This window comes from Flavobacterium pectinovorum (assembly GCF_900142715.1).
Taxonomy (GTDB): domain Bacteria; phylum Bacteroidota; class Bacteroidia; order Flavobacteriales; family Flavobacteriaceae; genus Flavobacterium; species Flavobacterium pectinovorum.
This window is the reverse complement of the sequence record NZ_FRBX01000002.1, coordinates 591,269-605,865: the sequence shown is the minus strand read 5'-3', so window position 1 is coordinate 605,865 and position 14,597 is coordinate 591,269. Positions and strand designations below refer to the sequence as shown.

Here is a 14,597-nt window from a genome sequence, read left to right as displayed (position 1 = left end):
ACATTAATTGTTCCGTTTTGTATCAATTTTATAAATTGAAGGCAATCATGTTCATTAAAATTGTAAGTTTGTAATCATAATTATAATGTTTAAATTGGATGAAAGTAGTGTCATTTTTTGCAGGAGCTGGAGGGCTTGATTTAGGTTTTGAAAAAGCAGGTTTTGATGTTATATGGGCGAATGAATACGACAAGGAAATTTGGGCAACTTATGAAAAAAACCACACAAAAACATTTTTAGATAAAAGAAGTATTGTTGACATTCCTTCTAGTGAAGTTCCAGATTGTGACGGAATAATTGGTGGACCACCTTGCCAAAGTTGGTCAGAAGCCGGATCAAAGAGAGGCATTTCAGATAAAAGAGGTCAACTTTTTTATGAATTTATGAGAATTTTAGCTGATAAAAAACCTAAGTTTTTCTTAGCCGAAAACGTATCAGGAATGCTATTAACTACACATAAAGATGCCCTAGAGAATATAAAGCAAATGTTTACTGACATCGGCTATGATTTGACATTTCAAATGTTAAATGTTTCCGATTACGGTGTACCACAAGATCGAAAACGTGTATTTTTTATTGGGTATAGAAAAGATTTAGGAATGAAATTTACATTCCCAAGACCAACTACACTTGAAAACAAAATTACACTCGAAAAAGCCATCGGCGATTTGAAAGATAATGTATTGCCTGCAAAGTTAGGAAATTACACAAATGGTAGCGATTGCAAAATTTTAAATCATGAATATATGATTGGAGGTTTTTCATCAATGTTTATGTCAAGAAACAGAGTTCGTTCTTGGGATGAAGTTTCATTCACTATTCAAGCAGGGGGACGACATGCACCACTTCATCCACAGGCTCCAAAAATGAATTTTATTGAACAAAATATTCGAGAATTTGTAAAAGGTAAAGAACATTTATACAGAAGATTAAGTATTCGAGAATGCGCTAGAATTCAAACTTTTCCTGATTCGTTTTCTTTTGAATATAATAATGTTGTAGCTGGCTATAAAATGATTGGAAATGCGGTTCCTGTAAGAATGGGGAAAGTTTTAGCTCAAAAAATACATTCTGATCTACAAGAATTAAAAAACACAAAAAAAGCTAATTCAAAAAATATTGAAAATGAGATAAATGGAAATGTTGTACTTGAAAAAATGAACGAAATAATTAAAAACATGTCCGCATAATGATAAAAACATCGACACAAACAATTAATGGTAAAGCTTTTGAATATGCTTTATTAAATGAATTTTCTGAGCGCTTGAAAGTTCTGACTTCTGTTACAATTATCGAAAATGAGTCATTTAAAACCGCGCTTAAATGCTTTTTAAATTTTGATGAAAAAGAACAAAGCCATTATCAATTGGTCGCTAGTTTTTCTGTTAATTTTCTTCTTGATATTGAACCTCGCTTATCAAATGGAATTAATTCAGAAGATATTTTACAACTGGAAATTGTTGCTGATAAAGCCGGTCAAAGTGGAGATGTTCGTGATGTTTTAATGATTAGATCATTACAAAATTGGGAAATAGGGATTTCAGCAAAAAATAATCATAGAGCAGTCAAACATTCTCGTCTATCCAATGACATTAATTTTGGAGAAAAATGGCTAGGTTTTCCTTGTTCATCTGATTATTTTGAAGAAATTAAACCTATTTTTAGCAATTTAGCAGTTTTGAGGACAGCAAGCAAAGCAACACAAACATGGGATACTTTAGGTGATTATCACACATCTGTTTACGTACCTGTTTTAAATGCTTTCAAGACTGAATTATTACGATTAGATACTGAAAATCCTGGAATTGTTGCGGAAAGATTAGTCAAATATCTAATTGGAAATCAAGATTTTTACAAGGTTATTAAAGGCAAAAATAAAGTTGAGATACAAGCTTATAATTTACATGGTACACTAAACTTACCATTTAAGGATATAAAACCAAAAGCAAAAATGCCACGATTGAAATTACCAAATCGATTAATTGAAGTTGTATATCAAGATAATTCCAAAACCACACTCTTAGTTACCTTAAATGAAGGTTGGCAAATTTCTTTTCGAATTCATAATGCAAGTTCTAGAATTGAGCCATCACTAAAATTTGACATAAATTTAGTTTCTGCACCACATACTCTTTCTACAAATCACCTTTTTATTGGTTAATATACCTACATTAATAATTTCTTTATATTTATTTTAATCTAAACAAATATTAAAAAGCAAACATTAATTAACTCATTCATAGTAAAATAATACAACTTTTATTAAATAACATATAATCCATAAAATACCACTAATTATTAAATTTAAATCTTTAATAATTAAACCTATGGATTGTTTTACACCACAACAACGTTCCAAAGTTATGAGTGCTATCCGCAGCAAAGATACCAAGGAAGAAATTACTTTGGCAAAAGCTTTATGGCATCTTGGATACCGTTATAGAAAAAACAATCGAAAAATTTTTGGCTGCCCAGATTTAACTTTTACAATACTTAAAATTGCCATTTTTGTTGATGGCGAATTTTTTCATGGAAAAGATTGGGAGACCAAAAGAAAGCCTCAAACCAATTCGGAGTATTGGATCAAAAAAATAGAACGAAATATGCAACGAGATATAGAAGTCAATGCGTATTTAGAATCTCAAAACTGGAAGATTCTTCGTTTTTGGAGTAATGATATCAAAAAGAATTTAGATTCGTGTATTCTTGAAATTCAAAACGCAATAAACGAAAGACAAAAAACAAAATAAAAAAAGCCACTTCATCAGTGGCTTTTCCCATTGTAAATTTTATTCAAAATCCAAATAAGGATTTAAAATCTCGGCTAATTCATTGAGCCAGAAATAACCTTCTTCAACTGATTTCATATCGATTTGCAGAGTTTCGCATTCGCGCATTAGAGACATGGCGAGAAGATAATTTACTCTTCGAATTGCTTTTGCGAAACTTTTGGGGTCAGTCGCTTGGTTGAAAAATTCGTTTAACCGTAATTCTGTTTCTTTTGAAAGGGAGTTTACACTCATAATCTGAAAGTTTAGGGAATATAAAACCCATACAGGTTAGCTGTCCTACGCCTTTCAGAGCGTTGCAGTTGTTTCCAATACCGCCAGCATACCGCATGGGCAAAAGTTTTATCGAAGTCATAATCTGAAAGTTTAGGACTGCAAAGATACCAAAAAACGTGGGGTTTTGGTATTGATTGAAAAAGTTAATTCTTAGTTTGTTTGCTTATTGTTGTGTGGGCTTCTCCCGTCCCGAAACTTCGGGATCGAGGACGCTCAGCCTGACAATATTGTGAAACTTCCAATTCAAGCAGACAGAAAAAACACAAATAAAAAAATCTGTTTTTATCCGCGTTTTCACGAAGTGAATCCGTTAAATCTGCGTTCCATAATAACATTTCGACATCTGCCAAGTCTAACAAAAAATGCGATCAATTTTTCGCAAAAAAAATTCATAATGTTTTATTAACTCACTTGGCTTTTCAACCTAAATAAAATAGCTTTGAGAATAATCATTAAATATAAACCAATATGAAGATTCAAATCAATACCGACAAAAACATTGAAGGACACGAAAGATTAGCCGCTTATTTTTCTGAAGAATTAGAAAAAGGCTTAACTCGTTTTGAAGAAAAAATAACCCGCGTTGAAGTACATTTCGGAGATGAAAACGGAGAGAAATTCAGCCTTAACGATAAAAAATGTGTAATCGAAGTGCGTACTGCAAAATTACAACCACTAACAGTTACAGAACACGCTGATACTATAGAAAAAGCCTTTAGTGGCGCTTTGGCAAAAGCAAAAAAATCATTGACTACTACTTTCGAAAAAATGAAAGAACACTAAATATGTCCTGAACGTTTTTTTCACCATATAAGTTATATAAGTTCATATTAAAGTTTGTGGCTATATAACAAGCCGGTAAATTTTTAAACCATATAAGTCATATGAGTTCATTTAATTTAGTAGTGCATAACGCAAAACTAATTTGAACTTATATGACTTATATGGTTTGTTTTTTTATATAGCAGGCTTAACACAAAACTAACCTGAACTTTAATTTTTTATTCCGCAAAGCTTACCACAAAGTTTATATGAACTTATATAACTTATATGGTGAAAAAAAATTAAGATTTCGGTAACGGCGCTCCTACCGCGATATCGCAACGGTGTCCGGGTTGTCCGTGAGCCGGATTCATTCCTTCGGCTACAGTTGGGGTTTCGGTACTTAATAAAGCCGGAACATTATTGTTTGCTGGTGGTGTAACAGTAAAACTTTGCGAAGTGCTTCCGCTTTGTGCTGTATTTGTCGTTGTTTGTTTTGCTGCAACCGGCGAATTTAAAGACGCTCCAACCGGAATATCACATCTGTGTCCGGGTTGTCCGTGCGACGGGTTCATTCCCTTTCCTACTTTTACAGGCGCTGCAGTTGTTGTTGTAGTCGTAACCATCTTTTGTTGCTGAGTGGGGTTTACCTGAACGGTTTGCGTTGGCTGAGCTGTTGCCGTTTGTCCTTGCGTTGGAGCCGAATTTAATGGCGCACCAACAGCAATATCACATCGGTGTCCGGGTTGTCCATGTGCAGGATTTAGTCCGGCATTAGAACTCAAAACGGTATTTGGATTGGTTTGAACCGGAGTTTGAACAACAGAATTTACTTTTGTGGTATCCTTCATCAATCCTAATTTTACTAATTCTGATGTTGGTGTGTTTTCCTGAGGTTCTAATTCTTTTTTGCAAGAAGTAAAAAGTATTGAAGTAAGAACTAACAAACTGATAAGTATTTTTGAATTCATGATTGTAGATTTTAAAAGCCCTCAAATATAGTGGTTTTTGACGTTTCACCATATAAGTTATATAAGATAATTTAAGTTTGTGTTTTGTGTTTTAATCTCGCAAAGTCGCAGAAGCGCAAAGTTTTTGTTTCACGCAAATTATACAGATTTGAGCAGATTTTTTTTTTAATTAAATCACTTGCAAAAAATCATCTGCGCATATCTGCTTAAATCTTTTTAAAATCTGCGTGAAATAATTTGCAGCAAAAAACTTTGCGCCTTCGCGACTTTGCGAGATTATTATAATATTTGCTAACTTTAACCAAAACAAACTTTACATGAAAAAATCAATCCTGCTTCTATTATTCGTTACCGCTTTTGCAAATGCGCAAAACGTTGAAAAAGACAAAATCAATCAAACACTAGACGCCTGGCACAAAGCCGCTGCCGATGTAAAATTCGACGCTTATTTTTCTGCATTAAGCGATGATGCGATTTACATAGGTACTGATGCTACAGAAAACTGGACAAAAAAAGAATTTCAAGTTTGGGCAAAACCATTTTTCGATAAAGGAACAACGTGGAATTTTACGACTCTTGAACGTCATATCTTTTTTGATAAATCCGGAAAAATTGCGTGGTTTGATGAATTGTTAAATACACAAATGAAAATCTGTCGCGGATCTGGCGTTTTAGTAAAAGTGGGGAAAGAATGGAAAATTCAACATTACGTTTTATCCATGACAATTCCGAATGATGAAGTTGATGCTGTAACGAAATTAAAATCTCCGGTAGAAGATGTTTTAATTGGCAAGCTTAAGAAAAAATAAACAATTTCAGTGTTTCTTATTATAATCCTAACTTTTCTAGCGTTTTACAAAACCCGATATCAAATTAATTATAATATAATTGACAATTTTGGTTGTAAATTAGAAGTTCAAAATAAGATTGTCTCAAAAAAAGAGATCGAATTTTACAAAATCAACTAAAATAAACATCAAGCCTCTATTTTTTGAGCCCTGAAAATCTAAATATTGATTTTTTTTTAACTTTGACCCCAAAAAAAATAGGGTTCAATAAAGTATTTGAAAAATGAAAATAGAAAAACGCTGGGTCATCTCCTTTATTATTATAAGTATTGTTTGTATTACAGGTGCATTTTGGCCAACAGTTACCGAAAATAGCTATGTAGCATCAGAATTTGGAACAACAGATCATATAGTTCCTGCCGATGTTGCCTGGATGTTGACTTCGTGTTGTCTGGTTTTAATCATGACGCCGGGATTATCCTTTTTTTATGGCGGAATGGTAGGCCGAAAAAATGTGATTTCGACCATGCTGCAAAGTTTCATTTGTTTGGGCGTTGTTACGCTTTTATGGGTTGTAGTTGCTTTTAGTCTGGCTTTTGGAGAACCGGTTGGTTTTGGCTCAGGAGATCACTTTTATAGTTTCTTCGGAAACCCGACAACTTTTGCTTTCATGGATTATGTGGGTGTTTTGCCTCATAAACAATTGGCAAACACGATTCCGTTTATGTTATTTGCATTGTTTCAAATGAAATTCGCGATTATTGCTCCGGCCATTATTACGGGTTCGTTTGCAGAACGTGTTCGATTTATCTCGTATTTACTTTTCATTAGTTTATTCACGATTTTCATATACGCGCCTTTGTGCCATTCGGTTTGGTATCCAACAGGTGTTTTAGGAAGTTATTTTGGCGTAAAAGATTTCGCCGGAGGAACGGTAGTACACATGAGTTCAGGATTTGCTGCTTTGGCAGGAGTTCTGGTTTTAGGGAAAAGAAAAAACAGCGATCATATTCCAACCAATATTCCGTTTGTATTATTAGGAACCGGAATGTTATGGTTTGGCTGGTTTGGTTTCAACGCCGGATCTGCGCTTGCCGCGAATGGAACAGCCGCAATGGCTTTTGCTACAACCACAACTTCATCTGCTGCAGCCATGTTAACTTGGGTTTTCTTTGATCGAATGAATGGCAGAAAAGTTTCGGCTCTTGGCGCTTGTATTGGTGCCGTTGTCGGTTTAGTTGCCATAACGCCTGCTGCAGGTTTTGTATCGGTTCCGGAAAGTATGTTTTTCGGATTCATCACGGCTTTGGTTTCAAACTCAGTTGTAAATTGTCGTTTATCTAAAAGATTTGATGATACGCTTGACGTTTTTGCCTGTCACGGTGTTGGCGGAATTATGGGAATGATCTTAACTGCGATTTTCGCTCACGGCGAAGATGCAAGTTTACTTCACGGTGGCTGGAACGTATTTGCACATCATATGATGGCGTTGGTTCTGGTTTCGATATTTACTTTCTTTGGTGCTTATTTCTTGTTTAAAGTAACGAATTTCATTATTCCTCTTCGAGTTTCAGAAGAAAACGAACATATTGGATTGGATTTATCTCAACACGATGAAACACTTGATCCAAAATTGAAACCAATTACTGAGGCGCATTACGGGTAAAAAAGTTTGCCACGAATTGCACTAATTTTCACTAATTTTTTCTTTCAAACTGTAAAAATTAATTCGCGAAAATTCGTGTAATTCGTGGCGAAAAAAAATATTCTTCCTGAAAAATTCGTGGCAAAAAACTTTAAACGTAATTGCGCTATTTTCATTCGTTTATATTCCTTAATTTTGCCGAAAATTTTTGTACAAGTGGGAAGTAAAAATAAACTAAAAAGATTCAGAGAAAACGAAACATTTCAAAACGTTTTTCAACCAACCAGAGAAGAAGTTGTAGGCGATTTAATGCCTTTAAAAGGAAAATGGAACTCTGATTTCTTCAAAAATGATAATCCATTAGTTTTAGAATTAGGATGTGGAAAGGGAGAATATTCTGTTGGATTGGCAGAAAGATATCCAAACAAAAATTTTATCGGAATTGACATCAAAGGCGCGCGTTTCTGGAGAGGTGCAAAAACCGCTGTTGAAAACGGCCTACATAATGTTGCTTTTATTCGAACTCAAATCGAATTGATCAATCATATTTTTGCTGATAATGAAGTGGATGAAATCTGGATTACTTTTCCGGATCCGCAAATTAAATACAAGAGAACAAAACACAGAATGACGAATTCTGAATTTTTGAAATTGTATAAAAAAATCCTTAAAAAAGACGGTGTTGTGAACCTTAAAACCGACAGCGAATTTATGCACGGTTATACGCTGGGATTGCTTCACGGAGAAGGGCATGAAGTTTTATATGCCAATCATAATGTGTATACAAATGAAGGAAGTCCGGAAGAAGTTACTGCTTTTCAAACATTTTATGAAAAACAATATTTAGAAATTAATAAGGCAATTACGTATATTCGCTTCAAAATTAAAGATTAATTTAATTTTGAAAACAAATTTACGAACATATTAAACAACTGAATGGCCTTACTTACTCCATTACTTTCAGGTTTTATTGCAGCTTTCATTGGAATTATCCCGCCTGGCTTAATTAACATGACGGCAGCCAAAATAAACTTGAAAGAAGGAAAAAAGAATGCCTTGTGGTTTGTTATTGGTGCTGTTTTAGTCATATTTTTTCAGGTTTTTGTAGCGGTTTTATTTGCACAGGTAATTGATAACCGACCAGATGTTGTAACTTTATTACGCGAGGTTGGTTTTGTAATTTTTGCTTTTTTAACGATTTACTTTTTATTTCTTGCCAAAGAACCAAAAACCAAAAAGAAATCGAAGATTAAAAAAAGCAGTAAAAAAAGCCGTTTCTTTTTAGGAATGTTACTTTCGGGGTTGAATTTTTTCCCGATTCCTTATTACGTTGTGGTGAGCGTTACTTTGGCTTCCTACCATCTTTTTGTATTTGAAAACAACATTATTTTTACTTTTGTTTTAGGATCTGTTTTAGGATCTTTCGCAGCTCTTTACAGCTATGTTGCTTTCTTTGGAAGAATCGAAAAGAAAACAGATTATCTAATGCGCAACATGAATACTATTATTGGAAGCATTACAGGTTTAATTGCCGTCGTAACACTTTTTAATATTTTGAATTACTATTTCGGATAACTACAGATTAAAAATTTAGGTTTTATAAAAATTGAACCATTAAGAAATTAAGAAAAATTAAGTTTCGCTTTGTAACTTCACTTTCTTAATTACCTTTTAGATAAAATTTAAGTTTCGACTTAATGAAACTTAATGTCTTAATGGTAAATAATTTAAACTTATGGCTGAGGATAATTTTTTTGAAAAAGTTTATGCCATTGCAAGACAAATTCCGTACGGAAAAGTAACTTCTTATGGTGCTATTGCGAAAGCTTTAGGAACCGCACGCTCTGCCCGAATGGTCGGCTGGGCCATGAACGCCTGCCATAATATGGACGATGTTCCTGCACATCGCGTTGTTAACAGAAAAGGGCTTCTTACGGGAAAACATCATTTTGACGGAACCAATTTAATGCAGCAGCTTTTGGAAAACGAAGGCATTAAAGTCGTCGATAATCAAATTATAGATTTTGAGAAGCATTTTTGGACTCCTGAAGTGGAATATTAATTTTCACCATATAAGTGATATGATCTCATTTTAGGATTTCCTGCAAGGTTTCCAAAACCTTGTAGGTTTGACTTTTAAATCAGCTTTAATCTAAACAAAAAATACTTTACGACAATATACCTACAAGGTTTTGAAAACCTTGCAGGAAAACGGATGGCAGAAATCATCAAATCAGGCAAATAACAAAACTAGTTTTGTCTTCATCGGTTTGATAGCTTAAATAACCGCCGTGTGCTTCTATAATGTTTTTAGAAAGCGTTAAACCAATTCCGGCACCGTCTTTTCTGGTCGTGAAAAATGGCAAGAATACTTTGTCCCGAATTTCAGAATCGATTCCTTTTCCGTTGTCTGAAATGGTAATGAAAAAACGGTTGTTTTCTGTATAACTTGACAGAAACATTTTCTTTTCCTGTTTTTCTTTTAAGGCGTAAATACTGTTTGTAATCAAATTGATAATAACTTGTTCCATTTGGTTTTTATCAATTAAAATCGAACGTGAACTGTTAATGTCATTTACCAATTCAATGTTTTCCGCTTTTAAAATCGGATTCATGATTCGTAAACAATCTCCAAAAAGAGCATTTATTGGCGTCATTACTTTTGTTGGCGTTGGCAGCATGGCCAATTTACGGTAGTTTTCTACAAAAACCTGTAAATGATCACTTCGGTTTATTATCGTCGAAATACTGCTTTTAATATCATCAAAATCATCTTCTTCCAGTTTCTCCTGATCTACAATTTGGAGTAAATTCTGCGAAAGCGCGCGTATTGGCGTTAAAGAATTCATTAATTCGTGCGAAATAATCTTCATCAAATTGATCCAGGCTTCTTTTTCCTTTTTTTCAATTACACGCTGAATACTATCCAATAAAATGATGAAATATTCTTTGTTATAGGTTTTGGTGAGAGAGGTTTGCAAAATAAAAGTCTGCACATCCTGTTCTTCAATTTTAATCGAAATCGCCGATTTTAGTTCTGAAAATTCTGTTTTCTCAATTTCGCTGCAAAGCGATGGAAGATAATTTTTAAGGTATTTCCAATGACTCACTTTTGGAACTTTGAATAAATCTGAAAAACAATCGTTCATCAAAAAAATATTCCATTCTTCATTGTCTTTTTCTAGAATTAAAACGCCTGTTTCGATATTATTTAAAATCGATTGGTAAACAATTTCTTTTGATGTTTGTTCCTGTTGCTGCACTTTTAAACTTTCATATAAAAGATACATACTTTTAAAATTTTCGTTTTTATTTTCTTCCGGGAAATTGGTCGAAAAATCGTTTTGAAGCATCGAGAGCAATGTTCTGTCGTAAAAAAGCAATTGATTTTTGACATAAAAATACATTTCAAAAAGCATTACTAGGGCAAAAAGCCCAATCAAAATAGCATTGTAATAAAACATTTTATAAATTAAAAACACACAAATGAAAAAGAGAATCATAACAAATAAGATTCTCACAAACAAGGCGTTATAAAACTTCCAATTTTTCATTGTTTTTTTCTTGATAATGCTGATGAAATTTAACCGCAAAGTTCGCAAAGGGTTTACGCAAAGTTCGCCAAACAGCTTTGCGAACTTAATAAAGCCAATGCAAACACACCGAAAAAATACCTTGCGTGCTTTGCGGTAAAATCAACACTGTGTTTAAATATTCTTTAAATCGTATTTCTCAATTCTTCGATATAAAGCGGCTCTTGACAAACCTAGTTCTTCGGCGGTTTTGCTGATGTTTCCGTGGTGTTTAAATAATGCTTTTTCGATGGCATTCCTTTCCATTTCTGATAACGGATTTTCGTCGTTTTCCTGAATTTCTTCAAAATCAAGAATATCCAGATCCTGCACAGAAATCGTATTATTATCGGCTAAAATCAAAGCGCGTTCGATCTTATTTTCCATTTCGCGGATATTCCCTTTCCACGGATATTTTTCTAAATATGGCGCAACATTATCCTCAAAATGCCAATCGGTTTGATTGTATTTTTCAGCAATTTGCTCTAAGATAAAATCTGCCATTGGTACAATATCATCTTTTCGTTCACGTAATGACGGCAAATGAATTTCCATTGTATTAATTCGGTACAACAAATCTTCTCGAAAGGTTTTATTTTTTACCTCAGTTTTAATATCGCTGTTTGTTGCTGCAATAATGCGAACATTCAACGGTCTGGCTTTGCTTTCGCCCAAACGTGTTACGGTTTTGGTTTGCAAAACATGCAATAATTTAGATTGCAAATGCAACGGAATATTTCCTATTTCATCCAAAAAAATAGTGCCGTTTTGTGCGGTTTCAAATCTTCCTGGCGTATCGGTTTTGGCATCGGTAAAAGCACCTTTGGCATAACCAAAAAGTTCGCTTTCGAATAAATTATCACTCAAAGAACCTAAATCAACATGTACAAAAGGCTGATTTTTTCGTTCTGAATTTTGATGAATAAACTCGGCAAAAACATATTTTCCTGTTCCGTTTTCTCCCAAAATCAAAACATTAGCCTCTGTTCTGGCTACTTTTTCTGCCATAGAATAAGCTTGTTTTATTTTGATGGAAGTTCCGGTAAAATAACGTTTTTCTGTTTTTTCAATTATTGTCTTCTTGGTATTCTTTCTGCTTTCGGCGACAGCCTTATCAATGGTTTCCAGTAATCTTTCGTTGTGCCAAGGTTTTAAAACATAATCAAAAGCGCCAATTTTTATACCTTCAACAGCGGTATCAATTTTACCAAAAGCAGTCATTAAAATCACAATGGTTTGCGGCGAAAGTGTTTTTATTTCTTTTAGCCAATGAATTCCTTCGCGCCCGTCTTCAAAACCAATTCGGTAATTCATGTCTAACAAAACCACGTTTATTTCATTTTCATTTAAAATAGAAATAATCTTTTTGGGACTATTCGCTGTAAAAATGGTTTCAAAATGTTTTTTGAGAATCATTTTTGCCGAAAAAAGAATTTCTTCCTGATCGTCAACAACTAATATTTGGGCTTGTTTTTTTCGCATGTTGTCTTTTTTGTCCGATTTTGAACGGTCAACTGTTCATTATCGAACACTCTTTTTTTGATTGTTTTTTAAAGCTCCTTTAAAATCAATGCTTTACAAATAATACTTTTTGTGGCACAATATTTACCTATTGATTATCAGTAAATTATTTAAAAAATGGACAAGGTAATTCCTCGTAAAAATAGAAAATTTAGGTATCTGACAATAGCAATTGCTGTTTTTTTAGTTTTGGCTGTGATCGTCTTTTTTTCTTTTAGCACTAAAAGAAGTTTAAATGTAAAAGCAGAAGAACTTACGGTTCAAAAAATTGAAAAAGAATTTTTTGAAGATTTTGTGGTTTTTCAGGCCAAAGTAGAACCTTTGAATGTAATGCTTGTAAACGTTACAGAAGGTGGTTCTGTAAAAGAGATTTTTGTAGAAAATGGTGCCATGGTAACTAAAGGGCAATCGCTGGCTCGTTTGTATAATCCGAATACGGAACTGAATTACCTGACTCAGGAAACGGCTATTATCGAGCAAATCAACAACTTGAATACCGGAAAACTGAATATTAGAAATCAGGAACTGAACTTAACCAAAGACTGGGTTTTGATAGAACACGATTATAATGATGCTAAAAGATTGTACGACATGAACTCGAAATTGTTTGCTAAAGATGTGATTTCGAAAAATGACTGGAATACTTTTAAAGAAAGTTTACGTTTTCAGGAAGAACGCAAAAAAACGATTCAGCAAAGTATTCAAAAAGAAAAACAATCTAATCAATTGCAAATTTCTCAAATCAACCGTTCTATTCAAACAATGGAAATGAGTTTGGATATTTTGAGAAATAACAAAAAGAATTTTTTGATTACTGCTCCGGAATCTGGTCGATTAACGTCATTTGAACCTGTTTTGGGAAAAACATTCCAGGCGGGAGAAAGCATCGGGAAAATCGACTCTAAACAAGGTTATAAACTGATAGCTGAAGTAGATGAATTTTATTTGGAAAAATTAAGAGAAGGCTTAAAAGGACAGGTAGAATTTAAAGGAAAAATACTTGAAGTTTTGGTTACTAAAGTAATTCCGGAAGTAAAAAGCGGTCATTTTACAGTAGAACTGGCTTTTACATCTAAAGAAAACATCACTTTACAAGACGGACTTAGTTTTGGCGTGAAGTTGATTTTATCGGAGAAAAATAAAACGTTGGTTGTTCCTAAAGGAAGTTTTAATCAGGAAACCGCCGGAAAATGGATTTTTGTAGTAAAAGGCAATAAAGCAGAAAGAAGAAATATAAAATTAGGAAGAGAAAACCCTTCGTATTATGAAATTCTCGAAGGATTAAAAGAAGGCGAATCTGTCATTACTTCATCGTATTCTGATTATAAAGATATTGAAGAATTGTCGATTAGTAATTCGCAGCAATAGTTTTCAGTCACAGGCACAATTCATAATTAATAATTAATAATTCACAACTAACAATTAATAATACGTTTCAATCATCAATCAAAAAACAATAACATTAAAACCTTAAAAAATATGATAACCATTCAAAATTTAACCAAAGTTTTTAGAACCGAAGAAGTAGAAACTTCTGCATTAAGCGGGATTTCTTTAGAAATTAAAAAAGGAGATTTTTTAACGATCATGGGACCTTCAGGTTGCGGAAAATCTACTTTATTAAATATCATTGGGCTTCTTGACAGTGCTACTGACGGAAGTTATAAATTATTAGACCAGGAAATGGTGGGTTTAAAAGAAAAAGGAAGAGCTAATGTTCGAAAAGAAAATATCGGATTCATTTTTCAGAATTTTAATCTAATCGATGAACTTTCTGTTTATGATAATATTGAATTGCCTTTGCTTTACAATAATGTAAAAGCATCTGACAGAAAACAAAAAATTGAAGCGATTGCTGAGAAACTAAATATCTCACACCGATTGAAACATTATCCGCAACAGCTTTCTGGAGGACAACAGCAACGTGTTGCGGTTGCAAGAGCTTTGGTAAACGATCCGAAAATTATTCTTGCCGATGAACCTACAGGAAATTTGGACAGTAAAAATGGTAATGAAGTAATGGAACTTTTAACGGATTTGCATGCTAAAGGTGCCACAATTTTGATGGTAACACACTCTGATTATGATGCTTCGTTTTCGCAAAAAACAATTCATATGAAAGATGGTGTAATATTCTCTGAAAAACTAAACCAGAGAAATGTTGATGTTTTTATGGACGCTAAATAAATATAAAATGATAAAATTTATTGTAACTGCAATCGTAATTCTGGTGGGATTTGTTTGCAAAGTATTGTCAATTATCTAACTAACCG

15 protein-coding genes are annotated in these 14,597 nt (G+C 33.5%); 11 read left to right on the top strand and 4 right to left on the bottom strand.

What is annotated here, in order from left to right:
* Positions 1-98 precede the first annotated feature (98 nt).
* The 3 genes from BUE22_RS09185 to BUE22_RS09175 all read left to right on the top strand — a co-directional run bounded on the left by BUE22_RS09185 (position 99) and on the right by BUE22_RS09175 (position 2,750).
* Positions 99-1,190 carry a DNA cytosine methyltransferase gene (locus BUE22_RS09185; RefSeq protein WP_073394726.1) on the top strand — a complete coding sequence of 364 codons (1,092 nt, stop codon included), beginning with the start codon at positions 99-101 and terminating at the stop codon, positions 1,188-1,190.
* Positions 1,190-2,161 (top strand): HaeIII family restriction endonuclease, encoded by a 972-nt coding sequence (locus BUE22_RS09180; RefSeq protein WP_073394724.1) that lies wholly within the window; start codon positions 1,190-1,192, stop codon positions 2,159-2,161. Before BUE22_RS09185 ends, BUE22_RS09180 begins: the two co-directional genes overlap by 1 nt.
* A 166-nt stretch (positions 2,162-2,327) precedes the next feature.
* Positions 2,328-2,750, top strand: coding sequence for a very short patch repair endonuclease (locus BUE22_RS09175; RefSeq protein ID WP_073394723.1), 423 nt, complete (start codon positions 2,328-2,330; stop codon positions 2,748-2,750).
* A 39-nt stretch (positions 2,751-2,789) separates the two neighbouring features.
* On the opposite strand, the gene BUE22_RS09170 is transcribed toward BUE22_RS09175, so the two are convergent.
* Positions 2,790-3,023 (bottom strand): hypothetical protein, encoded by a 234-nt coding sequence (locus BUE22_RS09170; RefSeq protein ID WP_073394722.1) that lies wholly within the window; start codon positions 3,021-3,023, stop codon positions 2,790-2,792.
* Between the two features lie 510 nt (positions 3,024-3,533).
* Here BUE22_RS09170 and BUE22_RS09160 point away from each other — a divergent pair.
* Positions 3,534-3,848 carry an HPF/RaiA family ribosome-associated protein gene (locus BUE22_RS09160; protein ID WP_042563342.1) on the top strand — a complete coding sequence of 105 codons (315 nt, stop codon included), beginning with the start codon at positions 3,534-3,536 and terminating at the stop codon, positions 3,846-3,848.
* A 281-nt stretch (positions 3,849-4,129) separates the two neighbouring features.
* On the opposite strand, the gene BUE22_RS09155 is transcribed toward BUE22_RS09160, so the two are convergent.
* On the bottom strand, positions 4,130-4,798 hold the full coding sequence (locus BUE22_RS09155; protein ID WP_073394720.1) for a hypothetical protein: 669 nt from the start codon (positions 4,796-4,798) through the stop codon (positions 4,130-4,132).
* A 317-nt stretch (positions 4,799-5,115) separates the two neighbouring features.
* Between BUE22_RS09155 and BUE22_RS09150 the strand changes: the two genes are divergently transcribed.
* The 5 genes from BUE22_RS09150 to BUE22_RS09130 all read left to right on the top strand — a co-directional run bounded on the left by BUE22_RS09150 (position 5,116) and on the right by BUE22_RS09130 (position 9,293).
* The gene (locus BUE22_RS09150) at positions 5,116-5,607 is read left to right on the top strand and encodes a nuclear transport factor 2 family protein (protein WP_073394719.1); all 492 of its coding nucleotides are present in this window, start codon (positions 5,116-5,118) and stop codon (positions 5,605-5,607) included.
* A 262-nt stretch (positions 5,608-5,869) separates the two neighbouring features.
* Positions 5,870-7,252 carry an ammonium transporter gene (locus BUE22_RS09145; RefSeq protein WP_073394718.1) on the top strand — a complete coding sequence of 461 codons (1,383 nt, stop codon included), beginning with the start codon at positions 5,870-5,872 and terminating at the stop codon, positions 7,250-7,252.
* Positions 7,253-7,447: 195 nt separating this feature from the next.
* Positions 7,448-8,125: a tRNA (guanosine(46)-N7)-methyltransferase TrmB gene (gene trmB, locus BUE22_RS09140; protein WP_073395028.1), complete on the top strand. Its 678-nt coding sequence runs from the start codon at positions 7,448-7,450 to the stop codon at positions 8,123-8,125.
* 42 nt (positions 8,126-8,167) lie between these two features.
* The gene (locus BUE22_RS09135) at positions 8,168-8,806 is read left to right on the top strand and encodes a LysE family transporter (RefSeq protein WP_073394716.1); all 639 of its coding nucleotides are present in this window, start codon (positions 8,168-8,170) and stop codon (positions 8,804-8,806) included.
* 160 nt (positions 8,807-8,966) lie between these two features.
* Positions 8,967-9,293, top strand: coding sequence for an MGMT family protein (locus tag BUE22_RS09130; RefSeq protein WP_073394714.1), 327 nt, complete (start codon positions 8,967-8,969; stop codon positions 9,291-9,293).
* 166 nt (positions 9,294-9,459) lie between these two features.
* On the opposite strand, the gene BUE22_RS09125 is transcribed toward BUE22_RS09130, so the two are convergent.
* Together BUE22_RS09125 and BUE22_RS09120 are read right to left on the bottom strand one after the other, a co-directional pair.
* Complete coding sequence (locus BUE22_RS09125; RefSeq protein WP_073394712.1) at positions 9,460-10,785, bottom strand: sensor histidine kinase; 1,326 nt, start codon at positions 10,783-10,785, stop codon at positions 9,460-9,462.
* A gap of 153 nt (positions 10,786-10,938) precedes the next feature.
* Positions 10,939-12,285 (bottom strand): sigma-54-dependent transcriptional regulator, encoded by a 1,347-nt coding sequence (locus tag BUE22_RS09120; RefSeq protein ID WP_073394710.1) that lies wholly within the window; start codon positions 12,283-12,285, stop codon positions 10,939-10,941.
* Positions 12,286-12,441: 156 nt separating this feature from the next.
* Between BUE22_RS09120 and BUE22_RS09115 the strand changes: the two genes are divergently transcribed.
* Together BUE22_RS09115 and BUE22_RS09110 are read left to right on the top strand one after the other, a co-directional pair.
* Positions 12,442-13,692 carry an efflux RND transporter periplasmic adaptor subunit gene (locus BUE22_RS09115; protein ID WP_073394708.1) on the top strand — a complete coding sequence of 417 codons (1,251 nt, stop codon included), beginning with the start codon at positions 12,442-12,444 and terminating at the stop codon, positions 13,690-13,692.
* A 111-nt stretch (positions 13,693-13,803) separates the two neighbouring features.
* Positions 13,804-14,511: an ABC transporter ATP-binding protein gene (locus BUE22_RS09110; protein ID WP_073394706.1), complete on the top strand. Its 708-nt coding sequence runs from the start codon at positions 13,804-13,806 to the stop codon at positions 14,509-14,511.
* The last annotated feature ends 86 nt before the right edge of the window (positions 14,512-14,597 follow it).